The organism is Marinobacter sp. OP 3.4 (assembly GCF_036224885.1).
In the GTDB taxonomy this organism is placed as follows: domain Bacteria; phylum Pseudomonadota; class Gammaproteobacteria; order Pseudomonadales; family Oleiphilaceae; genus Marinobacter.
The window spans coordinates 157019-180077 of sequence record NZ_JAVVLT010000032.1; the positions used below are offsets into that span (position 1 = coordinate 157019).

Sequence of the window (23059 nt, forward strand, 5' to 3'; positions counted from 1 at the left end):
TCGATGAGCTTTCCAAGCATTGGCAATATGCACCTGCCACTAACAAAGCCATTAAATGTTTGTTTTTTATTTTATTTTAATAACATCAATATTTCACCATTCCATAACCCCCCTATAGTGGTGACGCTTTATGGCCTACTTCTGGGCCTTAACTGTCGAAGTGCTTTGCGCCGCCTTCAGCTCCATAGACCCACAATTCATTGTTTATTAATGATTTTTAGCATAGGCACGATTATCGCTTAACAGAATGACAAATGGCCTGAACATCCTCTGGCCATTACATCCAGCCCACCTCATCGGGTTGCCAGACAAAGCCAAGGATCTCTGAAGTACGGAAGTGGAGACAGCCTGGTTGTGAAATCAAGCTAATGGATACGGTGCTTAACAACTGGAGAATTGCCATGAAAACGAAACTGATCGCCGCGGCAGTTGCGCTGTCTGCCTGGACGGGCGCCGCTAGCGCCGTCGTTGTTGAATCCACGGGGAACGATCTTAATGTACGTCTGAACCTTCTTGGTGCATCGGTTGACGCCAATGCGGACCAGCTGGACGACGCCTTTGACAGCTACTGGAACATTGTCGGGGGCGGATCCACGACCACCCTGATCCTGGAACTGGCCGGCAGGAGCGGCTCCAATACCTTTGGCATCTATGACCGGGATAATCCGGCCAGCTATGTGGAACTCTTCGCGGGTTCGGACTCACCGTCGGATCAGGTCGACCTGACCATTGCCGGCGACGGCTCCGTGTTTACCGGCGGCGTTGACACCCTGATCGACTTTACCGGCGACCAGTTCGGGTTGTACCTGGGCAGCGGAGGAACCATGTTCTACTCGGACAGCGCCCTCAATCCCGCCGGTTCCGACCAGATGGCCGCCTTCAAGGGCAATGGTACGGATGTACTGAATCTGCCGGGGCTTGGTGCCACCCCCTGGGCGGAGGATGACTACATTGTCTCCTGGGAAGACCTTCACTACCCCGGCTCCGACAAGGATGTGAACGATCTGGCCGTCTACATCCAGTCCGTCGCCCACGTGCCGGAACCGGGCACCCTGGCCCTGCTGGGACTCGGCCTGGCGGGCCTGGGGGCGGCCCGTCGCCGGAAGCTCTGAAACGTTATCGGAATGCCCCCGGTACACACCAAAGCCATAGGGCAGCCGCCCTATGGCTTTTCTGTATCGCGATAGCAAGGAACACAGAGAGAATCACACCCCCTACCCCAACTACGGGCTGGTCGGTAGTATCCAGCAAACCCTGCGGGAATATGGTCGTTACCATGGGGCGAGGTCGACAACAGCACCTTCTACCTGCGATTCCGCCAGGCCTTCAGTCACAGGATGCCAAAACCATTAAATAACGATCATCTTACTGACGACCACATCGACTACATTGAGTTTGTAAGGGGTCGAAGAAACCGGTTCCGACAAACACCCTTGGCATACTTCCCCAAGTTTCTATAGACTTTAAATGCTATTGATTCACATTTGCTTTTAAGTGTATTTAACTTATTACCCAGCAAAACAGAAGGAGCGCCTCATGATACGCAAGCTACTGGCATGGTATGACCGTAAGGTTGGCGTGGAAACCGTCGCCGCCCACTGCGATATCCCCTGCAAGATCTACGATCCCATCGGCGCCCAGATCGCGGCACTCAGCGTTATCCGCTTCATGGACCTGATCGCCGACCTGGACGCCAAGGATTCGCTGACGGTGGCCGACCAGGCCCAGCTCAGCCGCCTGGTGCGGGAAAAGGAGGATCACGCCGAAAAGGCCAAGCATGAGGTACGGGTGATCTGGGGTGACTACTTCAAACAACCCCAGTTCGACAAGTACCCGGATGCCAGCGAGCTGGTCCACAACATCATGCTTGCCGGTTCCGCCTGCAAGCAGGGCATCGAACGGGACAAGGGCGAAAAGCTGCTGGCCCTGGTCAATGAATTCGCCGAGGCTTTCTGGACCACCAAGGATGTGGGCACCTTTCGGGCCACCTGTCCATATCCGCCCCAGGAAACTGTGGTCTACCCGAAACTGGACTGATGCGACTGAAACTCTACCGGGTAACCGGTGACAGCATGCTGCCGGACCTCACAGCGGGTTCCTTCGTCGTGACCCTGAGGCATCGCGCTCAGACCCTGCGGGTAAACGATGTCGTCGTTGTGGAGCACGCCATTCACGGGCGCATTATCAAGCGCGTGATAGGCATTGGACAGGACGGAGCCCTGTCGCTGGCGGGTGATAATGCCGCCAGTAGTACCAGTACCGAGGCCCTGGGGGCCATCCGCCGGGAACAGGTGCTGGGAAGGGTGATCTGGCGTATCCCCGGCATCACCGGGAGCACGCCTCGCACCCCGTCCTCCCTGCCCTGACCAGGGCTATTGGCGACACGCGGCATTAACGGAGTTCAACAGATCCAAACAGGTTGGAGACACACTATGAAACCAAGTCAGAAAATCCTGATCACTATCGCACTGATGCTGACCGCCACCACCGCAATGGCCCATCCCGGGCATGCCGAAGGCGGCTTTCTCAGTGGTCTGCTGCACCCACTGATGGGCCTGGACCACCTGCTGGCCATGGCGGCCATCGGCTTCTGGAGCATACGCCAGTCCACCGTCATGAAACGCGGTACGCCGCTGTTCGTCATCGGCGGCATGCTGCTGGGTGCAGTGCTGGCCTTCAGCGGCCTGGGTCTGCCCTTCGCGGAAATGGGCATTACCCTGTCCGTGCTGGTAGCGGGCATCCTCATTGCCACCCTGGCAAAGCTGCCTGCGGTGGTCGGCGCCACGCTGGTGGGGGCCTTCATGATCTGCCACGGCTTCGCCCATGGCGCTGAGATGCCGGCGGGTGCCACCCTGGCTGCCTACATGGCCGGTTTCTCCATTGCCACGCTGGGCATCACCCTGGCGGGAAGTGGCCTGGGCGCCCTGCTGATGAAGGCCGACAACCGCATCACCCGCGGCATTGGCGCTGCCCTGGCGGTCACCGGCGCCGTACTGGCCTCCTGAAACCGGACCCAAACGGTACAACGTGCCCAATCAGCCCTTCAGAGCCCCGGCCCGCCCGGGGCTCCGTTATTAAAGACGTCACAAAAGCCCGATTTATTGCACCTTGGCAACATCAGACCTGTCCACCTTGAAATCACACCTTCCCGGCATAAGCTCAATAGGTACACGCAACATCTTTCCACCATGAATTCACCGCGTATTCGTTACGGAGAGCAACATGGCAGGTGCAAGCGACAGTTATCATGAGCCCATTGAGCAACTGACCGACCGGACCCGGGACATGCATCGCGCCCTGGTTTCCGTACAGGAAGAGCTGGAGGCAGTCGACTGGTACCAGCAACGGGCGGACGCCACCACCGACGAGGAACTCAAGGGCCTGCTGCTCCACAACATGCGGGAGGAGATCGAACACGCCTGCATGGTGCTTGAGTGGCTGCGACGCAACCATCCGGATTTCTCCGCCCAGATGGACATCTACCTCTATAGCACCAAGCCGATCCTCGAGGCGGAGGAAGAGGATGCCAACCTCAGCGGCGCAAGCCAGGACACCTCCTCCACCAGGTCGCTGAACAAATTCACCATCGGTTCCATGAAGGGTGAGTAAACGCCATGAACTATCTCAACCGGGGAAATGCCTGCTTTTCAAAAGAGATCTGGGAACGGATTGACGAAGCCGCCGTTAGCGCAGCCCGGGAGGTTCTTACCGGGCGCCGCTTCCTGGAAGTGGACGGTCCCTACGGCGTGGGTCTGACCGCCATTGAGGTGGGAGAAGAGGACTACTGCCGCCAGCCCGCGCCGGAAGAAGCCGGTGCCGTGCTCAGTCGCGCCAGCGCCATTCCCATGTTGCGCAAGAGCTTTGGCCTGAGCGTCCGCCGGATCGAGGGTCACGAGTCCATGGGTCAGCCCCTGGACCTCCGCTCCGTGGAGGACGCCGCCGAGGCAGTAGCCCGCCGGGAAGAGGAATTCATCTACTACGGCCAGCCGGATTTCGGGCTGGAAGGCCTGCTCACCGCCAAGGGCCGCAACGAGGTCAAGTGCGACGACTGGAGCAAGGTGGAACAGGCCCTCAACAATGTGCTCGCTGCGGTTAACCACCTGGATGAGAATGGCTTCCACGGCCCCTATGCGCTGGCCCTGTCCCCGTCCTGGTACAACCTGCTGTTCCGCCGGTACGAGGGCACCGACATGTTGCAGCTCGAACACCTGAAGCGGCTGTGTGAGGTGGGCGTCTTCAAGGCGGAAATCGAAGGTGGGGTACTGCTGGATCCCCGGGTTGGCCGCATCATTATCGGTCAGGACCTGATGACCGGCTATTCCTCCAACGATGGTATCCATCACCAGATGTTTGCCAGCGAAAGCCTGGTCATGCGGGTGGAGGAACCCGGTGCCATCTGCACCCTGACCCGCAAGAAATAACCGCCATGACCACGGAGTCGGACCTCTCCCGGGCACGCCAGGCTACCCGACAGGCGCTGACGGAGGTGGAGAGACTGAACCAGCGCCAGTCCCGATGCAGTGACGACGCCCTGCGTTCGACCCTGCACGACATTGGCCGGCGCAGGTCGGAACAGACCTGGCGAATGCTGGCCTGGTTGCAACACCATGAGCAGCGCACCATTGCGACATCGACTCCGGAACCAGGCCCGCCCGACCTGCCAGGGCAGTCAGCGGATGCCGTACAGCCGGACGCCCGGGATTCCGTCCAAGGCGATGTGCCGCCGGCCAACACCAGCGATGCTGTACCGGTGATCGAACGACGGGAGGTCACCCCGGACCTGATCGTGTTCAGGGCCTCCCGACCGGCGGGGTTCGGGTTTTCGCCAGGCCAGTCGGTCAAGGTGGGGCTGGGCGACCTGCGACGGTCCTACTCCATCGTGTCCGCTCCCCATGAGCCGTTCCTGGAATTCTTCGTGGAACTCACCCCCGGTGGCCGGATGTCCGAGCGGTTGCAAGGCCTTCAGGTGGGAGACTCGCTGACCCTGGGCACCCCCAAAGGGGGATTGCGATTCGAGGACGGGGTGCAGAACCACCTGATGATTGCCACGGTCACCGGCATCAACCCGTTTATCAGCATGGTGCGGGACTACCTGCATCGCGGGCTGCGGGGCCACCGCCTCCTGCTGATGCACGGCGCCAGCTACCAGGATGAGTTCGGTTACCGGGAGGAACTGGCGGCACTGGCAAAGGCCCACCCCAACCTGCTGACCTACCTGCCCACCGTCAGCCGGCCGGACGAGGCCCGGAACCAGGGGTGGACAGGACACACCGGTCGTGTCGACACGCTGGTGGAGGACGTTCTGGAGCACCACGGACTGAGCCCCCGGGATACACTGGTTTACGCCTGCGGTCATTCGGGCATGCTGGACGCGGTCGCCGGCCAGGTCCAGCCTCTGGGTTTCCGCCTGGAAACCGAGAGTTACGACTGAGGGATTCCCAAACGCTACAGGGGTTCCATCACGGACAGGGTCCGGAATTCATCCAGCGCAAACTGGTCCGTCATGCCGCTGACCATGTCCTGCATCAGGCGACAGCGGCAGTAACGTTCCCACAGCTCGTCGCTGGCATCGTCCGGGGTGTTTTCCCTCAGTGTCAGGTAGGCCCTGACATGCTTGTCGGGCAGGCGCTTGAACAGCCGACTCTCCACCAGCAGCCCCTTGCGGTCACCCGCCACCAGCCGGCCAAAATCCGCTCTTGGCAGCACCAACAGCGGCCGGTAGTGCTCCAGCAGACCGGAAATGATGCAGTACCCCTGCAGCTCCAGGGTTTCCACCTCCGGCACCGAAAACACCTTCTGTACCGCCACCTGCTTCAGGGTATCGATGACACTGTGACAGGGAGACTCGTCCTCCAGTAGCGCCCGGTTCAGGCGGCCGTGGAAGACATCCTCCATATTGTCGAGAAACGCGCCCGCGGCATGGTCCACCAGCGGATGGATCAGGTTGACCCGCAACCAGACAAAGAACTCGTGGTCGGCATTGATGGGCTCCGCCCTGGCCATTTTCAGGGCGCCGTCCACCAGTTCTGCAAAGGACCTATCCTTTTTCGGGTCCCGGAAGTGGCGTTCCTGGTGATCGTCCGGCCGCAACTCGGCAAACGCCGATGTCAGTGCCTCCGCCATGGCCGGAAACGTCATGATGCCCTTGTCGACACTGTCCTCCAGATCCGCCAGGCAATAGGAGATGTCGTCCGCCGCCTCCATGATGTAGGCCAGTGGATGACGGTGCCCGGGTTCCATCCCCAGGGCCTGTTGCATGTCCGATATGAATCCCGCTTCCGAGAAGTAGTAACCCGGTTTCTTCTTGAGATAATGAAGCGGGTCCTCTTTCCCGGGCTTGGGTTCCGTCGCCTCACGGGTGTACTTGAAGATGCTGGCGGCCTGGACGTAGGTCAGGTTGAGTTTCTGCAGGTGGCTGATCAGCCGCATGGCCTGGGCATTGCCTTCAAAACAGGACAACTCCCGGAGCAACGGTTCCCTGAGAGGGCCGCTGTCGGCGTCCCCGGCGAACGGCTCAAGGTCCGGGAGGTTGTCCGAGAACCAGCGGGAGATGGCCGCCTCGCCGAAGTGGCCAAAGGGCGGGTTGCCCACATCGTGCATCAGGCAGGCCATTTCCACCAGGGTTTCCACGGCACGGTCCAGCCCCTGAAGGCCATAGCGCTCAGCGTTCCGGCCCAATCGTTTGAACACCGTACGGGCAATGTACCGACCGGTCTGCTGCACCTCCAGGGAATGGGTCAGGCGGCTGCGCACCGCCGCATTGCGCTCCAGGGGGAACACCTGGGTTTTCTGCTGCAGCCGCCGTACCGCCGCCGAGTTGATGATCCGCCCCCGGTCGCTCTCCAGCTGGTTCTCCAGCTTCCCGATACCACAGACCTTCAGGCTGAAACCGGACGGGTCATCCTCCCTGGCAAGGCGGTTGTAGGGACGCTCCAGGGAAAACCGGGGGGCAAAATCAATGGCATCGGTCATGCAGTGGCTCCGTGGCGGGCTTCAACAAATCGCGGTAAGAATTTACCGGCTCGCCTCCTTCATACGGTAACCACGGGCCAAGGTCAAAGTCGTCGCATAACCAATAGTCCCAACCCCATCACGCCAGCAAGGAGCAACGGTATGGTGGCTGGCTCCGGCACCGGGGCCGAGGAGCCAAAGTACAGGTCGTCCATGATCACCGGTGTTGACCGATGGCCGTAGAAGCTGCCGATATGGACTTCCTCAATATCCTCCCCATGGAACGCCAGTTTCTCCCTGAAGGGCGGGGGATCGAAAACCGTCAGTTCACCATCCTCGATTTCATAGCCCAGGTTAATGCTCTGCTCAACCCCATTGCTCTGGGTGACCCTGGCGTACATCGGACCGGGAACGGAGCTGACATGGAAACTGACGTAATCCGGCAGGTCATCCCCGATAAACCGGAAATCGAAGAAACCCGGCTGGTACCAGCTATGCACCGCCTGATTTCCCGATACGGCGAACCGGGTGTCAGGCAGGATAGCTGCCCCCAGGTTGTTACCTATGGGTGGATAGCTTGCGATGTCCACCGGGTCGCCCTCACCGAAGGACACGCCCAGATGGGCGTACTGGTGGGTGAGGGGCATATAGTTGACCTGGGACTGCTCCCAGGCATCGCCGAGGTCACGCTCTTCCCAATGCCAGACGTAGGGATCAAGATCCTCAAAGGTAATGAGCGTGGCCCGGACGGGCGTTGCAAGGATAGTAAGCAGGCAGAGTATTCCGATACTCACCCAGAGTGTTGCGGCTTTCATGGCTCTCTCCTTCCTGAAGAAAGCTGATCATTTACTGATCGACCAGCGCGTCAACGACAGTATACGGTATCGTTCAGCTTGCGATATATATCGCCAGAAAGGTCAGACGTTAACCGGCTGTCATGAAACATACCGCTATATCGGATGACGGCCCTGCCCCATGCCAGCCACCGGCCTCAACGGTCCGGTACCGCAACCCGCCTGACCGCGCCGCCATAGCCATGGTCCTGGTCCCTACCCTCGACAATCACGTCGGTGATCCCGGGAGGGATTTCCACATTGTTCAGGCTGCGGGTGAACGGCTGCTCATTGGCGTGATGATGTAGCAATTCCCTCACACCCAGGGTCTGCCCCTCCACTGTCTTGACACGGAAGGCATCGGCGTAGCGTTCCGGGGTGTCGTAAGGGGATGACAGAGTAACCTCGAAGCGGTAGCGATTCTCGCCGGTTGATGTCACCTGTACGTCGATCACGTCCGGGTATTGCTGGTCATTTGGCTGGGCCAGGACACCAACGGACACCAGCAAAAGCAGCAGGACGGGAAATCGGAAAGAAAAGCCCGGCATTTGCATAGCTAACTCCTGCCTTGGTGATTTTCGGACCAGTCACGATAGTGTGGTCAATCAGTCGGCCGAATGACAGGCTTCCAGCGGATATGGAGCAACATGTCCGAGATCGGGATACCTTGGCCTCAGGCACGACCGGCCAGCAGGTGATCGACAAACTGGTGCACGCCCGGCACGGGGAACGGGGTTTCCCGCCAGGTCACGAAAACCTCCTTCTGCAATTCGGCACCGGCGACGGGAACGGCGCACAGACTGCCTGCCCGGACCTCTTCCTCAACGGCGGAGGCCATCACCAGAGAGATCCCCAGCCCCGCCCTGACGGCCTGTTTGACCGCCTCGGTACTCCCCAACTGCATGGTGACCGTTGGCAGAGGACCGCCATCGGCAAAGAACCGGGTCAGCAACCGTCCCGTACCCGTGCCGGGTTCGCCTCCCAGCAATGACAGACCAGCCAACTGATCGCGGGATATCGTCGCCTGCCTCGCCAGTGGATTGTCCGGATGAACGATAAGCACCAGTGGTTCCTGCCGCCAGGTGGCTGACTTCAGGCCCTCTCCCGGCTCAAACCACTCCATGACCGCCACATCGATCTCGCCCCTTTGCAACCGGTCGGCGATCATGGGGTTGCGGTCGATCTGCAGTTCGTAACCGTGATCCGCAGCCAATTGCCCATAGCTGTGCAGGTAAGGCTGTAGCAGATAGATACCCACATTGGAACTGGCGCCCACACGCAGGGTATCCCGCACCATCGCTGCCCTGGCCTGCTCCTCCAGGCGTAACAGACTCTCGGCATAGGGCAGCAGGCGGTTGGCGTCGGGCGTCGGCATGCATTCCCGGCGACTGCGGGTGACCAGGACCATGCCCAATTCCTCCTCCAGCCGCTGTACATGCTGCGAGACGGTGGGCTGGGAAATGTCCAGGGCCCGGGCCGCGGCCTGGAATCCGCGATAGCGGACGACGTACACCAGACTCCGTAACCAGACCAGGTTCAGCATGGCGTTTCCTGTTCCGGCGACCGGGAAACCGGACTGTTGACTGCGTCCGGGGGTGTCCTCCCGGCCAGTGCATCCAGGATATTGCGGGCCGCGCGGCGCTCAATGGCCAGCCTCACATTGGCCACTGCAGAACCAATGTGAGCCGTGAACAGCGTGTTCGGATGCTCCAGCAGGACGGGGTCTATCCCCTGCGGCCGGTCTTCCCGGGCCCAGTCTTCCATCTCGAAGACATCGGCGGCATAACCGGCCAGGCGGTGGGTTCTCAAGGCAGCCAGTACGGCCTGTTCATCCACCACCGACCCCCGGCAGGGATTCACCAGGAAGGTACCGGGCTTCATCTGATCCAGGGCATCGTAGCTGATGGTGTGCAACGTATCCTCGTTCAACGCCAGAGCCAGGATGACAACATCCGACACGGACAGCAGCTCATCCAGTGACCGGTACGACAGGCCCAGCCTGGTTTCCTCCTCCGCCGTCAGACGAGAGGATTCCGAATAGAGCAGAGTCGCATCCCAGCCGCCAAGCCGCTTGGCCACCGCCCGGCCAATCGCTCCCATGCCGATGATGCCGATGGTGGAGCCCTCGATGCCGGTTCCGTAGAACTCCGGGCGCCAGCCCCGGAACTGACCCGACCGGACAAACCGGTCCGCCGGGCGAACGTTTCGCATCAGGCCGATGGTCAACCCGACGGTCAGCTCCGCGGTGGGCACGGTCAGCAGGTCCGGCACGAAGGTCAGCCACACGCCATGACGGGTGCAGGCCTCGACATCAAAGTTGTCGAATCCCTTGAGTGCGGCGCCAATCACCTTCAGGTCCGGACAGCGGGAGAGAAAGTCCTCTCCCACCCGGTCCGGCATGAACGCCATCATGGCATCCGCCCGGGAGACCCGCGCCAATACCTCATCATCGCTCAAGGTATCAGGCGTCTGGTTGGTGATCAGTTGACAATGGGGTGCCAGGTCCTCCAGCACTGCATCGTGGACCCGATGGGTAATCACAACCCTTGGCTTCATTGTTGTTCCCTATTTGAATCGCTTGCGCAGACGTCCACTCAGGCCATCCACCAGGGTGACCATCACCAGGATCACGATCAGGATGGCACTGACTTCCTGATACTGCATGATCCGCAACGAGCCCATCAGCTCGAAGCCGATGCCTCCGGCGCCCACCATGCCCATCACCGTGGAAGCGCGGAAGTTATACTCCCACCGGTAGATGGACACGTCGGCAAACTGCGGCAGCACCTGGGGCAGCACCGCGTGATACAGCACCTGCAGACGGGTAGCCCCTGACGCTTCTGCCGCCTCCACCGGCGCTTCGTCCACGTGTTCGATGGCCTCGGCAAAGAACTTGCCCACCATACCGATGGAATGCAGTCCCAGTGCCAACACCCCCGGCAATGCGCCGAAGCCCACCGCCGCCACGAAGATAATGCCCATGATCAGTTCCGGAATGGAGCGAAGGCCATTCAGTACCGTTCGTGTGAGGTGGTAGATCACCGGATGGGGCGAGGTGTTGCGGGCCGCCAGGAAAGCCAGGGGCACGGAGGCGGTCACCGCGATGGCAGTGCCGGCAATGCTCATGGCCAGGGTATCCAGCAGCGGCGACATCCAGTCCATGACATTGCGAAAATCCGGCGGAAAGGACTCCGACATCAGGGTCGCAATGGCAGGGATACCATCCGCCAGGGTACCGAAATCCAGCAGATCCACGTACCAACTGGCAAACAGAATGACCGCCAGTACACCAGTTGCCTGCAGCAATTTGTGTTTCCAGGCCTGGCGATGGCGGTCCAGGAGTTCCTGGCTGGAGGCCGGCAGCACTGCTGCCGGCCCGGATGACTTCAAATCCATGAGGATGTCCTTATAACTTCGCGAAATCCAGGTTCAGAAGACCACCCAGCTTGCGGACAATATCGTAGGCCTCGTCGTCAATCGCCACGAAGCCCTCCGCCTTGAGGTTGTCCAGGATCGCCGGGTCGTCAATCGCGATGAAGGTGTCCTGGATCTTCTGCTTCAGTTCCGGATCCAGGTTGGAACGCATGGCCCATGGGTACTGGGGGTATTCATCGCTATACCCCAGAACGACAACATCATCGCGATCGATCAGGCCGCGATCCAGCACATGTGCAAAAATGACTTCCGACAGACCGCCCGCATCGGCATTACCATTGGCCACGTTCACCGCTACCGCATCGTGGGTACCCACGAAATGCTCCTCGTAATCCGAATCCGCTTCCAGGCCAGCCTGCTCCAGCAGCAACGTTTTCGGAATCAGATGACTGGAGGTGGAAGCCCGGTCACCGTAGGCCATCTTCTTGCCCTTGATATCGCTGTAGGACGCCACGCCGGCCTCGGCATTGGCAATCAGGATGGAGCGATAGGTGGGCTTGCCATCCACCAGCATGGCGGCGAAGGGCTCGATATCACTCTTGCTCCTGGCCATCACGTAGGAAAGCGGGCCGAAATAGCCGAGGTCGATACGGCCAAAGCGCATGGCTTCAATCATGGAGGAATAATCGGTGGTGACGATCAGTTCAATATCCTTGCCCAGGGATGCTTCCAGATAATCCTTCAGCGGCTGGTTACGCTTGATCAGCTCGGAGGCATTTTCATCGGGAAGCAGGGCCACCTTCAGTGTATCCGGGTCACTGTCCGCGGCATGGGACAGGGCGGTACCCAGCATCAGGCCCAGGGCCAGCATCAGTTGAATCAGTGTTCTCATGGTGCAATCTCCAGTGATGGTGTGGATGTCGGTTCAGGCGTGTGGTTACGGGAGGACTCCTCCGGTCTGTCACCGCTCTCCGGAGCCCCGGTGGCGGCGCCCTGGTAGATGCGGCCCACTTCCGTTTCAGTCAGCTCCGAAGGGGCGGCATCAAATACGATTTCCGAGTTGGCGAGGCCAATAATCCGGTCTGCAAAGGTCCTGGCGTATTCCAGTTGGTGCAGGGAAACCACGGCGGCAATGCCGTCTTCCCGGCAAATCCGTCGCAGCAGAGACAGCACCCGGTGCGATGTGGCCGGATCCAGGCTGGCCACCGGCTCATCGGCCAGGATCAGATCAGGCTCCTGGGCCAGGGCACGGGCGATACCCACCCGTTGCTGCTGGCCGCCGGATAGTTGATCGACACGGGACAAGGCCTTATCCGCCAGGCCCACGCGGTCCAGGCACTGCAGTGACAGTTCCATGTCGCGCCTGGGCAGGGGAAACAGGCTGCGCCAGGTACTGTGATAGGCCAGCCGCCCTGTCATCACGTTATCGAGGGCGGTATGTCGTTCAATCAGCTGATGGTGCTGGAACACCATTGCCGTGCTACGACGATGCGAACGCAGCTTCCGACCCGGCGCCAGGGAACCGTTCGATGAGGAGACCACCCGGCCCACGGTGGGTTTCACCAGCCAGTTCAGGCTTCGTAGCAAGGTGGACTTCCCGGCACCGGACAACCCCAGGAGGACCGTGAATTCCCCCCGGTGAAATCCGGTGGTGGTGGGTTTCAGGGCTTCCACGCCCCCGCGATAGGTAACGCCCAGCCCCTCGGTATGGAGCATGACCGCTGGCTCGGATGTGGCTGTCATTGCATCACCTCTTCCAATATATCGGGCCGTTGAATTACGAATCCCAATTAAAGGCTAGGCCGTTCAAATGACAGCCCGGTGGCGGGCGGATGACAGCGCCATGAAGTATTAATGACCAGCATAGGATGAGCGACCTGCTCAGGCGGAGCTTGGCTGGTTCCGCTCCCCGGACATGTTCAAACCGGCTGATCAAATCGGGCGGATCTATTCGTTATCGCCCCGGAAAATCAGTGGCTATAGTGATAGGAGTTACATCGCTTCCATCCGGGAAGCCCCATCCAATAGCCATGCTGAAAGGAAGCCCTACCATGACAATGAAGCTCCAGACCATTATCTGCAGCACCCGCCCCGGTCGTATCGGCCCGCCCATCGGCCAGTGGTTCAACGATTACGCCAACCAGCAGGGACAGTTCGAGAGCACACTGGTTGACCTGGCCGACTACAACCTGCCGGTGTTTGACGAACCCAACCACCCGGCGATGCAGAAATACGAGCACGAACACACCCTGAAGTGGTCCGAGACCATTTCAAAGGCCGATGCCTACGTGTTCGTCATTCCCGAGTACAACTTCTTCCCGCCACCCTCATTCGTCAATGCCATTGACTACCTCTATAAGGAATGGAACTACAAACCCTGTGGTTTCGTGAGCTATGGCGGTGCCGGGGCTGGCCTGAAGTCCGCCCAGACCGCCAAACAACAGGTGACGACCGTGCGGATGATGCCCATGGTGGAGGCGGTCATGGTGCAGATGGCGTGGAATCTGCTCGACGACAACAAGCACTTTCAGGCCCAGGACGTTCACACCGGTTCCGCATCGGCCATGCTGGAGGAGCTGGAGAAATGGGCCATCGCCCTGAAGCCCATGCGTCAGTAATGGACGGGAGCGGCCGGTGGCAACCGGTCGCGCCCTACCCCAGCAGGAACCGAATCAGTGCCGCGGCGGCAATGCCCGCACCAATAGCCGGCAGCGCCCGTTGCGAGACCAGCATGATCACCGCTGTCGTTACCAGGGCGGCAATCGCGCCGGCATCACCGCTGAACGCCATGGGCACGATGATGGCGATGAGCACGGAACTGGCCATGGTGTTGATAAAGCTTTCGATTCGGGGATTGATGCGCACGAAGGACATGATGAACACGCCACCCCAGCGGGTGGCCAGGGTCACCAGCGCCATCAGCGCGATGATGATCAGTATTCCGGTGGTCGAGGTTTCCAGTGTCATTGCGCCTGGTCCTCCGCATGGTCAATGGTCCGGCGTGGTTCCAGCCAGAAGAACCCGATAACCCCACCAGCCAGCGCGCCCACCACCACATGGGTGTTTGGCGGCAGCCAGTACCAGGCAGCCAGCGAAGCCAGGGCCGCCACCGCCCAGGCCACCAGGGTCCTCGGCGTTTTCCGCCCACCCAGGGCCATGGCCAGCAGGAAGCAGCCCAGCACCATATCCAGCCCCAGGCTGTGGGGGTCCCTGAGCAGACCGCCAAAGTAGACCCCAAGACCGGTGCCAAGCACCCACGCCAGCCACAGGGCAAGACCGCCACCCACAATAACCTCCAGGTTGCGACGGCCGTTCTGGTACTCCTGTGCCGACACCGCCCAGTTGGCATCGGTGAGCAACAGCAGCAGCGCATAGCGTCGTCCGGGTGACATGTCCCGCAACATGGGATACAGGGAGGCCCCCATCAGCAGGTGCCTTGAGTTGATGGCAAACACCACCGCCATCATGGGAACCAGCGACACCTCGGCGCCCCACATGTCCACCGCCGCAAACTGGGACGCGCCGGCAAATACCACCGTACTCATCAGCAGGGCCTGCAGGGGTTCCAGTCCTTCCTGTGTGGCCGCCAGCCCGAAGGCCGCCCCGAAGGCGATGACAAACAGGGAGATGGGCAACAAGCGGAAGAATTCCGCCCGTACCCGGGTCGGCTGCAGGTGATAGGGGTAGCTGGGGGTAGTCATGTTAGGAATCTAACAGAGTTTTCAGATACGGGCAGCGGGTATACGTACATGCCGCAGCCAGCGCTCGTATGGGCCTTTACGGGCGTTGCTAACGGTACTGCAACATGCGTGCTAGACTGAAAAGGTGCACAAATCATGGACTTTATCACCTGAGTGAGGGAGGGTAACACCATGATTAACCAGAAACTTCGGGATTTTCTCGACAGCAATGCCGTGAAGTATGAGGTGGAGGTCCACGAACCAACCATCGATGCCTCGCGGACCGCCCAGGCGGCCCATGTACCGGGCCGCGAATTCGCCAAGACCGTCATCGTCAAGGCCGATGGCAAGCTGTTCATGACGGTACTGCCATCCACGGATCAGGTACACCTTGACCAGTTGAAGCAGTCCATGGGCGCCAGGCAACTGGAACTGGCGGATGAGGACGAGCTGCACGCCGCCTTTCCCGACTGCGAAACCGGCGCCATGCCGCCCTTCGGCAACCTCTACAACATGGACGTGTTCGTCAGCGAGCACCTGCGCGAGGACGACCACATCGTGTTCAATGCCGGCAACCACAGCGATGTGATGCGGATGAGCTACCAGGATTACGACCGTCTGGTGCATCCGCAGGTGCTTCACTTCTGAGGCCTGTACGGCCAGCCCTCCAACAGGGGGCTGGTCGTGTAGGGACACTCATCCGATACCGGCATCTGGCGCGGGTTCATCCGATTGGCCTGAAACCTGCCCAGGATCAATACAGGGCTCGGGGAAACGGTCCATGATGTATGAATACAGGACTGGCTATGGAGTATCGGGATGAAACTGCGCTTTCTTGGGGGCGTCGGCACGGTAACCGGTTCGCGGTACCTGCTCAGTGACGACAGGCATCGGGTCCTGGTGGACTGTGGCATGTACCAGGGCGTGAAGACACTCAGACGTCGTAACTGGGCACCGTTCCAGGTGGATCCCCGCACAATCGACGCCGTGGTACTGACACATGCCCACATCGATCACACCGGCTACCTGCCGGCGCTGGTCAAACAGGGATTTCGAGGCACCATCCATTGCACCAGGGCCACCCACGAACTGTGCAAGGTATTACTGCCCGATGCCGGCTTCCTCCAGGAGGAAGATGCCAGATACGCCCATCGCAAGAAATTCTCCAGGCACGAGAACCCGGAACCCCTGTTTACCGAGAAAGACGCCTATGAGGCCCTGAAGTATTTCGAGTCACGGCACTACCACGAGTCCTTCGAACCCGTGCCCGGGTTCAGCGTGACCTTTACCCCGGCCGGGCATATCCTGGGTTCCGCCTGCGTCCATGTCACCCACACCGGCCATCGCCGGACCGTGGTATTCAGCGGCGATCTGGGGCGCCAGGATGACCTTATAATGCGACCTCCGGAGCCCATCGATCACGCCGATGTGCTGGTGTGTGAATCCACCTATGGCGACCGCCGCCACGCCGACACGGATCCGGAGAAGGCGCTGACTGACATCATCAGCCAGACCGCCGGCCGGGGTGGTGTCGTACTGATGCCGGCATTTGCCGTCGGCCGCGCGCAGATGCTCCTTTACCTGGTGCACAAACTGATGGCTGAAGGCCGGATTCCGAAGCTTCCTGTCTACCTCAACAGCCCCATGGCCATTCGCGCCACCGAAATCTTTTGCCGGCACCACAAGGAACACCGGCTGAGTCAGACACAATGTGAACTGATTGATGAGAACACTGTGTTCGTGCGCTCGGTGGAAGAGTCCATCGAACTTACCGGCAGGAAATTCCCCGCGGTGATTATTTCCGCCAGTGGCATGGCCAGTGGCGGGCGGGTCCTGCACCACCTGAAGACCCTGCTGCCCAATCCCCGCAACAGCATTGTCTTTGCCGGCTTCCAGGCGCCGGGCACCCGTGGCGACGCCATGGTCAACGGCGCGGAGTCGGTCAAGATTCACGGCGAATACTGGCCGGTCAAGGCACAGATCCACAACCTGGACTCCCTGTCGGCCCATGGGGACTACGAGGAAATCCTCACCTGGCTGGAAAAGGGCTCACTGAAACCGGAGCGGGTGTACGTTACCCACGGCGAAATGGTCGCCGCGGATGTGATGCGCAAACACATCCGCGAACGTCTGGGCTGGCACGCCGAGGTACCGGAGCTGTTTGAGGAAGTGGACATCTGAGTCCTACAACTCCTCCGGTTCAGGTGGCCGCCCCACCTTGATCCCGGTCAGGTTCTCCTTCGACAGCCCCCGGAACAGGGCCACCATCATCGAGAACACGAGGATGAACATGGGCAGGCCCACCACGGTGATCACCTGCTGCAGGGCGGTCAGTCCCGCCTCACCGGCCAGCACGATCAGCATCGCCGCCAGGGCCCCCTCGGAGACGCCCCAGAATACCCGCTGATGCCATGGCCCGGGGTCCGGCGTGCCGGTACACAGCATGTCCACCACCAGTGACGCGGAGTCCGAGGACGTGGCGAAGAAGATCGCCACGATCACCACCGCCAGCCCCTGGATCAGGGTGGCCGCCGGGTAGTTGTCGAAGAACGCGAACATGGCCAGGGGAATGCTCTCCTGCACGGCGGCGGAAAGGGAACCCGCCTGGGCGCCGAGGGCGGCCCGGGCCTCGGCGCCGATGCCGTCGATTTCCATGGCCGACCAGCCAAAAATGGCGAACCAGATCAGCGTGAAGATGGACGGCGCGAACAACACCCCCAGGACAAACTCGCGGATCGTGCGCCCCCGGGATATCCGCGCCACGAAAATCCCGATGAAGGGCGACCAGGTGACGGTCCAGGCCCAGTAGAACACCGTCCAGCTTCCCTGCCAGCCCCATCCCCCCTCTTCATGGGTGTACTCCGCCAGGGCATCGTTCCAGAAGGCCATGGGCAGGATATTGGAAATGTAGAGGCCGAATGTCTCCACGATCGCCCGCAGCAGGAACACCGTCGATCCGGCCAGCAGCACGAAGATCATCAGCCCCACCGCCATGCCGATATTGATGTTGGACAGCAGCTTCACACCCTTGTCCAGGCCGGCCACGATCGAACAGACCGCTACCGTGGTAAGCACCACAATAATGACAACCTTGCTGGTCACGGAATCCGGCACCCCCAGCAACTCGCTCAGACCGGCGTTGATCTGCTGGGTGCCCAGGCCGATCGACACCGCCACGCCGAACAGGGTGCCGAGGATGGCAAAAATATCCAGGGTCTTCCCGATCGGGCCATAGATACGATCGCCAATCAGGGAATAGAACACCGAGCTGAAACGCATCGGCAGATCATAACGGTAGATAAAATAGGCGAATGCCAGACCCGGCAGCGTGAAGATGGCCCAGGTGTGCAACCCAAGGTGGTAGATGGCGAAGCTCATGGCATCGTCGGCCGCCTCCACCGTATAGGGGTCCACCTCCGGTCGTGGTGGATTGGCAAAGTGCGATATCGGCTCGGCCACACCCCAGAACATCAGCACGGTGCCAATGCCACCGGCAAACAGCATGGTGAACCAGGAGATATTACCGTAATCCGGCCTGGCGTCGTTGCCGCCCAGTCGGATGGAGCCATAACGACTGATGGCCACCCACAACAGGAAGGCGACCCAACTGGTCACCCCGAAGATAAAGAACCACCCAAGGTTGGTCACGATCCAGGCCCGCCCGGCCCCGAAGGCCTCACCGATGGGCCCCGGTGCCACCAGCAGCGCGACCAGAAAGGCCACCATGATGCCGGCGGACACGAAAAAAATGGTCGGATTGGTCCTGAGCCCGAGCTTTCTCGCCAGTGCTTCCATCACCTGCCCTCCCCTTTGTTATTACAGGCTCTTTGCTGAAAGGTAGGAGTCACAAAGGCAACAGGCCAAATAATGAGCAAAATTTCATATTCTGGATGACGTCATATTATTGCCCACCGGACTCGCCGTTACCCTCCAGCCATTCCCGGAACCACTGTTCACGCAGGTTGACGGTCTGGGAGTACCAGCGATGGTCACGGATAACCGCCTCGTCCATATGATCCCGTGCCGTGGGCATGTGGGCCCGCATGGGGATGCCGGCCTCCACATGGAGACCGATGCGACGCCGGGCCGAGTGGCGGGCGGGACCATAGCTGATCCGGTTGGCCTGGGCAGCCAGGTTCTCCGTGCGCGTGGCGAAACCGATAAACTGCTGGGCCAGGTCCGCCTGGTCCGTACCCCGGGGGATGGCCCAGCTATTGAACCCCACCAGTTGCCCGTCCCAGATCACGGAAATCGGCGCGCCTTCCATCACCTGGGCCTGGAAGAAACGTCCGTTGTAGCCGGAAGCCATGGCCACCCTGCCGCTGGTCAGCAACTCCACCGGTTCGTCACCCCGGGTCCACCAGACGATCTCCGGACGGATCCCGTCCAGTTGCCGGAACGCCAGGTCCAGCCCCCGTCGCGTACTGAGCAGGTCGTAGAGTTGCTCCCGGGGAACCGACAGGGACAGCAACGCCCACTCCAACAGACCCACCGGCGCCCGCCGCAACGCCCGCTTGCCGGGGAAGGTCTCCAGGTCGAAGAAATCCTCCACCCGTCGGGGCTTCACCCCGGGAAAGGCCCGGTCGTCGTAGGCAATGACAGTTGAGAACACGATCTGGGTGATAAAGCAGGGATCGATGGCGCCGGCCATGAAGTCCTGTTCCGGTGGCGTGCCATCCGGGGCCGGTTCCAGGATGTCCGGGGGAATCGGGTCCAGCAATCCTTCATCGCAGGCGGCCCGGGCATCCGACTGGATCATGTCGATGACATCCCATTCCACCCGTCCACTGGCCAGATGATCGCGGAGCACCTGCAGGCCGCCATCGTAGGCCACGGTACGCACCTCGATACCGGTCTGCTCGGTGAACGGTTCGAAGTAGGCCGCCCGCTGGCTGTCCTCGTAGGCCCCGCCCCAGGTGGCCACGGTCAGCACCCGGTCTTCATCAGCCAGTGCCAGGGCGGGCAGGCACAGCAGCGTGGACAGCAACCTAGGCAGCCTCATTCTCCTCCTCCCTCAGGTCATGGACGATTTCCAGGTAGGCCCGGATCACCGCTTCCTCCGGCACCACGCCAATCAGGTGGCCGTCGTTTCCCGTCAACGGCACCGCCTCCCCCAGGAATCCCCGCAGCAGCTCCATGGAGCGCCAGACGGTGGTGTCCTCCCGGAATCGCGTCACATCGGTCATGACGCGAGAGTCTATGGCGATATCGGCGGGCGCGGCCACCAGTTGCTGGAGCCTGACCATCCCCCGGAACAGGCCGGCACTGTCCAGCACCATGGCCTCGGTACGGTCATCGTCCACCAGCCGTTGTCGTACCGCCACCACCGTTTCCCCCAGGCGCGCGGTGGTGAAGGCGCGGGTGTGGTAGTCCCGGATCGGATGGTTTTCCAGGATCGCCTTGTCACGGCCCAGGGACAGGTCAAATCCCCGGGCCCGCAACTGCAGATCAAACAGCGAGCGCCCCATCACCCGGTAGGAAATCAGGTTGGAGAACACCACCGCCACCATGGCTGCGATGGTCAGGTCGTAACTGCGGGTCAACTCGAACACGATCAGGATGGTGGTGAGCGGCGCCCCGATCACCGAACTGGCCAGGGCCATCATGCCGCAGATGGCGTAGACCTCCAGGCCGGAATAAGGCAGCGGTAACAGGTACGGCAGCACCAGGCCATAGAAGGCCCCGAACAGGATGCCGATCAGCAACGCCGGGCTGAACACGCCTCCCACAAAACCGAAACCGATGCACAGGGCGGTCACCAGCAGTTTGGCGGCAATGATCAGGGCCAGCTCCCCCACCCCGAAGGCCCCTTCGATAGTGGCAAAGCGCAGGGTTTCCTGGCCGATGCCCAGCACCTCCGGTATCCACAGGGCCACCAGCCCCAGAATCCCGCCTGCCGTTGCCGGCTTCAGCCACGATGGCACCGGGTAGCGACCGGCCAGGGACGCACTCGCCCGCAACAGCAGCATGAAGGTCACCGCCAGGCCCGCACACAGCACGCCCTCCAGGGCGAACAGCACGAACTCGTAACTGTGTTCCACCCGCTCGAAACTGACCAGGAACAGGGCCGGACGATCGAAGATCACGTTGGCGATGATGTAGCCCGTCGCCGAGGCCACCGTCACCGGCGCAAAGGCCCGCAGGGAGTAATGGCGCAGGATCACCTCATGGGCGAACACCAGCCCGGCAATGGGCGCATTGAACGCGGTGGCAATGGCCGCCGCCACCCCGCAGGCAATGGCGATGGAACGCTGGTGGCGCAGGTTGAGCCGGATCCGGCCGGCAACGTTGCCGAACATGGCCCCCAGGTACACCAGCGGACCGTACTGCCCCACCGATGCCCCACAACCCAGGGACACCAGCGCCGCCAGGGTCGAGGCCAGGCCACTGCGGAACCTGGGGGCGGGACGGCGGGTCTGGGCCGCCAGGATGGCATCCGGCGGGGCCAGCGCCCGGCGCTCGCGCACCAGCCAGCGGACGATCAGCCCCACCAGCAGCCCCCCGACCGTCGGCACCGCAACCGTCGCGGCCACCACCAGGGCGTGATGGTCCTCCGCCTGGATACGGGCATAGGGCGATACCAGCAGGGCATCGTTCAGCCACAGCACGGCATCCACGAATCCGATAGCGGCCAGCGATGCGATGCTGCCCACCACCACCGCAACCACCGTCACCATGGTGATCTGATAGACCGTTCTCTGAACGTCCTGCCTGTCCATCGTACTCGTGTGCCACTCGGGGGAACGCTGTTATTTCAATGTAGCAATGGCAGACGGTCAGGACCACACGGCTCCGGAGGACGGCGGAAAAGCGGATGAACCTTTACCCCACGGGTAATTGCCGCCATGTCCAGGCCTGTAGTATATTTAGTTCACATGTGAAGTATATTGGAGAACCATGGACAAGCGCCTTTTCTACTTGCTCAACATGGCCCGTCACCGGGTCTACCGGGTGGCGGACCAGCAGTGCGAGGAAACCCTGGATGTGTCCGTCACCCAGCTTGGCGCCCTGCTGGTGGTCGCCGGCAATGAAGGCTGCCAGATCAAGGAAGTGGCCCGAAGCCTGAACCTCAACAACTCGGCCCTCACCGGCCTGGCCGGTCGCATGGAACAGCGCGGCCTGCTCGAGCGACGGGCCTGCGAGGAGGATGGCCGCTCCAGTCGCCTTTACCTGACCGACCTGGGGCGACAGAAGATTGATAGCGCCAGACCCATGATCCAGGCGTTGAACGACCACATGACTGAAGGATTCAGCGACGACGAGATCACCGTGATCCTGCGTTTCCTCAATCGCCTCGTCGACGAATTCTGATTGCCACGAAGGAGCCCAGCAATGAGTGCACAGGAATCCGCCTTGCAGGACGTTGTCCGGCAGGATGTCACGCTGACCACCGACGGTGGCCACAAAATCAGCGTCCGGGTGTTCCCGGCACGGGAGGCCCACTCCGTGGTTGTGGTTGCCGGAGCCATGGGCGTCGGCCAGCACTGCTACGAGAAGTTCGCCCGTTTCCTTTGCAACGAAGGATTCACGGCCATCACCTTTGACTACTTCGGTAGCGGTGAGTCCCTCTCGACAACCTTGAAGGACTGCCCGGTCCGCCTCACCGAATGGGGCACCGAGGACTGCCAGGCGGTTCTCCAGTTTGCCCGCGAGCACTACCCCGGCCAGCGCCTGCACTGGATCGGTCACAGCGTCGGCGGGCAACTGCTGGGCCTTACCCCCAGCGTCAATGACCTGGATAACATCATCACCATTGCCTGCGGCAGCGGGTACTGGCGCGAGAACGCGGCTCCCACCCGGCGGGTGGCCTGGTTACTGTGGTTTTTCCTGGCCCCGGTCAGCCTGCGACTGCTGGGCTACTTTCCGGGCAAGCGGCTGAACATCGTCGGTGACCTGCCCCCCAATGTCATGCGCCAGTGGCGGCGTTGGTGCCTCAATCGTGAGTATGCCGTGGGCGCCGAGGGTCCGTCGGTCCGCCAGCAGTACGCCGCCGTGCGGGTTCCCATTACCACCGTGGCCTTTACCGACGACGAAATGATGTCCCGGCGCAATACCGAATCCCTGCACGGGTTCTTCAGCAACGCGCCGGTGACCCTGCGCTTCATTGATCCGGCCGACATCGGCGAGAAGCACATCGGCCACCTGGGCTGGTTCCGGGATCGATACCGGGATTCCCTGTGGCGGGCGCACTTGCTTCCCCTGCTGCAGTAACCGCCACGC

Annotated in this window: 24 protein-coding genes and 1 pseudogene; 12 read left to right on the top strand and 13 right to left on the bottom strand. The window is 61.1% G+C overall.

Annotated features, from left to right (window positions below; genetic code table 11):
- Nucleotides 1-401 precede the first annotated feature (401 nt).
- The 7 genes from RO069_RS05825 (at nucleotide 402) to RO069_RS05855 (ending at nucleotide 5431) form a co-directional block, all read left to right on the top strand.
- Nucleotides 402-1112: a PEP-CTERM sorting domain-containing protein gene (locus tag RO069_RS05825; protein WP_328185899.1), complete on the top strand. Its 711-nt coding sequence runs from the start codon at nucleotides 402-404 to the stop codon at nucleotides 1110-1112.
- A 424-nt stretch (nucleotides 1113-1536) separates the two neighbouring features.
- The gene (sodN, locus tag RO069_RS05830; RefSeq protein ID WP_328185901.1) at nucleotides 1537-2037 is read left to right on the top strand and encodes a superoxide dismutase, Ni; all 501 of its coding nucleotides are present in this window, start codon (nucleotides 1537-1539) and stop codon (nucleotides 2035-2037) included.
- Nucleotides 2037-2366 (top strand): S24/S26 family peptidase, encoded by a 330-nt coding sequence (locus tag RO069_RS05835; protein WP_328185903.1) that lies wholly within the window; start codon nucleotides 2037-2039, stop codon nucleotides 2364-2366. The genes sodN and RO069_RS05835 overlap by 1 nt, the downstream gene beginning before the upstream one ends.
- A gap of 66 nt (nucleotides 2367-2432) precedes the next feature.
- Entirely contained in the window at nucleotides 2433-3005 is a 573-nt protein-coding gene (locus RO069_RS05840) for a HupE/UreJ family protein (protein WP_328185904.1), read from the top strand.
- Between the two features lie 217 nt (nucleotides 3006-3222).
- A complete protein-coding gene (locus RO069_RS05845; protein WP_328185905.1) occupies nucleotides 3223-3609 on the top strand; it encodes a ferritin-like domain-containing protein in 387 nt (128 codons plus the stop codon).
- A 5-nt stretch (nucleotides 3610-3614) separates the two neighbouring features.
- Nucleotides 3615-4421, top strand: a complete 807-nt coding sequence (locus RO069_RS05850; RefSeq protein WP_328185906.1) for a family 1 encapsulin nanocompartment shell protein — start codon at nucleotides 3615-3617, stop codon at nucleotides 4419-4421.
- 5 nt (nucleotides 4422-4426) lie between these two features.
- Entirely contained in the window at nucleotides 4427-5431 is a 1005-nt protein-coding gene (locus RO069_RS05855; protein WP_328185907.1) for an FAD-binding oxidoreductase, read from the top strand.
- Nucleotides 5432-5445: 14 nt separating this feature from the next.
- Here the strand turns inward: RO069_RS05855 and dgt are convergent, their stop codons facing one another.
- The 8 genes and pseudogenes from dgt to phnC all read right to left on the bottom strand — a co-directional run.
- A complete protein-coding gene (dgt, locus tag RO069_RS05860; protein WP_328185908.1) occupies nucleotides 5446-6972 on the bottom strand; it encodes a dGTPase in 1527 nt (508 codons plus the stop codon).
- A gap of 83 nt (nucleotides 6973-7055) precedes the next feature.
- Nucleotides 7056-7766 carry a PEP-CTERM sorting domain-containing protein gene (locus RO069_RS05865; RefSeq protein WP_328185910.1) on the bottom strand — a complete coding sequence of 237 codons (711 nt, stop codon included), beginning with the start codon at nucleotides 7764-7766 and terminating at the stop codon, nucleotides 7056-7058.
- Nucleotides 7767-7942: 176 nt separating this feature from the next.
- Nucleotides 7943-8332 (bottom strand): hypothetical protein, encoded by a 390-nt coding sequence (locus tag RO069_RS05870; RefSeq protein ID WP_328185911.1) that lies wholly within the window; start codon nucleotides 8330-8332, stop codon nucleotides 7943-7945.
- Nucleotides 8333-8457: 125 nt separating this feature from the next.
- The gene (locus tag RO069_RS05875; protein ID WP_328185912.1) at nucleotides 8458-9327 is read right to left on the bottom strand and encodes a LysR family transcriptional regulator; all 870 of its coding nucleotides are present in this window, start codon (nucleotides 9325-9327) and stop codon (nucleotides 8458-8460) included.
- Nucleotides 9321-10340 (bottom strand): phosphonate dehydrogenase, encoded by a 1020-nt coding sequence (locus RO069_RS05880; RefSeq protein ID WP_328185914.1) that lies wholly within the window; start codon nucleotides 10338-10340, stop codon nucleotides 9321-9323. The genes RO069_RS05875 and RO069_RS05880 overlap by 7 nt, the downstream gene beginning before the upstream one ends.
- A gap of 9 nt (nucleotides 10341-10349) precedes the next feature.
- Nucleotides 10350-11180, bottom strand: a complete 831-nt coding sequence (gene phnE, locus RO069_RS05885; RefSeq protein WP_328185915.1) for a phosphonate ABC transporter, permease protein PhnE — start codon at nucleotides 11178-11180, stop codon at nucleotides 10350-10352.
- A 10-nt stretch (nucleotides 11181-11190) separates the two neighbouring features.
- On the bottom strand, nucleotides 11191-12051 hold the full coding sequence (gene phnD, locus RO069_RS05890; protein WP_328185917.1) for a phosphate/phosphite/phosphonate ABC transporter substrate-binding protein: 861 nt from the start codon (nucleotides 12049-12051) through the stop codon (nucleotides 11191-11193).
- Nucleotides 12048-12895: pseudogene (gene phnC, locus RO069_RS05895) on the bottom strand (phosphonate ABC transporter ATP-binding protein); the annotation flags it as partial. The pseudogene phnC and the gene phnD, both read right to left, overlap by 4 nt.
- A 315-nt stretch (nucleotides 12896-13210) precedes the next feature.
- Here phnC and RO069_RS05900 point away from each other — a divergent pair.
- Nucleotides 13211-13777 carry an NADPH-dependent FMN reductase gene (locus RO069_RS05900; protein WP_328185921.1) on the top strand — a complete coding sequence of 189 codons (567 nt, stop codon included), beginning with the start codon at nucleotides 13211-13213 and terminating at the stop codon, nucleotides 13775-13777.
- Between the two features lie 34 nt (nucleotides 13778-13811).
- Here the strand turns inward: RO069_RS05900 and RO069_RS05905 are convergent, their stop codons facing one another.
- Together RO069_RS05905 and RO069_RS05910 are read right to left on the bottom strand one after the other, a co-directional pair.
- Nucleotides 13812-14126 (bottom strand): AzlD family protein, encoded by a 315-nt coding sequence (locus tag RO069_RS05905; RefSeq protein WP_328185922.1) that lies wholly within the window; start codon nucleotides 14124-14126, stop codon nucleotides 13812-13814.
- Nucleotides 14123-14860, bottom strand: a complete 738-nt coding sequence (locus RO069_RS05910; RefSeq protein WP_328185924.1) for an AzlC family ABC transporter permease — start codon at nucleotides 14858-14860, stop codon at nucleotides 14123-14125. The genes RO069_RS05905 and RO069_RS05910 overlap by 4 nt, the downstream gene beginning before the upstream one ends.
- A gap of 171 nt (nucleotides 14861-15031) precedes the next feature.
- On the opposite strand from RO069_RS05910, the gene RO069_RS05915 reads away from it, so the two are divergent.
- Nucleotides 15032-15487 (top strand): aminoacyl-tRNA deacylase, encoded by a 456-nt coding sequence (locus RO069_RS05915; protein WP_328185926.1) that lies wholly within the window; start codon nucleotides 15032-15034, stop codon nucleotides 15485-15487.
- A 171-nt stretch (nucleotides 15488-15658) separates the two neighbouring features.
- Nucleotides 15659-17020: an MBL fold metallo-hydrolase gene (locus tag RO069_RS05920; protein WP_328185928.1), complete on the top strand. Its 1362-nt coding sequence runs from the start codon at nucleotides 15659-15661 to the stop codon at nucleotides 17018-17020.
- Nucleotides 17021-17023: 3 nt separating this feature from the next.
- Here the strand turns inward: RO069_RS05920 and RO069_RS05925 are convergent, their stop codons facing one another.
- From RO069_RS05925 to RO069_RS05935, 3 genes are all read right to left on the bottom strand, one after another.
- Complete coding sequence (locus RO069_RS05925; protein WP_328185930.1) at nucleotides 17024-18634, bottom strand: BCCT family transporter; 1611 nt, start codon at nucleotides 18632-18634, stop codon at nucleotides 17024-17026.
- Nucleotides 18635-18740: 106 nt separating this feature from the next.
- Nucleotides 18741-19841 carry an ABC transporter substrate-binding protein gene (locus RO069_RS05930; RefSeq protein ID WP_328185931.1) on the bottom strand — a complete coding sequence of 367 codons (1101 nt, stop codon included), beginning with the start codon at nucleotides 19839-19841 and terminating at the stop codon, nucleotides 18741-18743.
- On the bottom strand, nucleotides 19828-21558 hold the full coding sequence (locus RO069_RS05935; RefSeq protein ID WP_328185932.1) for a chloride channel protein: 1731 nt from the start codon (nucleotides 21556-21558) through the stop codon (nucleotides 19828-19830). Before RO069_RS05935 ends, RO069_RS05930 begins: the two co-directional genes overlap by 14 nt.
- Before the next feature lie 178 nt (nucleotides 21559-21736).
- On the opposite strand from RO069_RS05935, the gene RO069_RS05940 reads away from it, so the two are divergent.
- Entirely contained in the window at nucleotides 21737-22150 is a 414-nt protein-coding gene (locus tag RO069_RS05940) for a MarR family winged helix-turn-helix transcriptional regulator (protein ID WP_328185933.1), read from the top strand.
- A 21-nt stretch (nucleotides 22151-22171) separates the two neighbouring features.
- A complete protein-coding gene (locus RO069_RS05945; protein WP_328185935.1) occupies nucleotides 22172-23050 on the top strand; it encodes an alpha/beta hydrolase family protein in 879 nt (292 codons plus the stop codon).
- The last annotated feature ends 9 nt before the right edge of the window (nucleotides 23051-23059 follow it).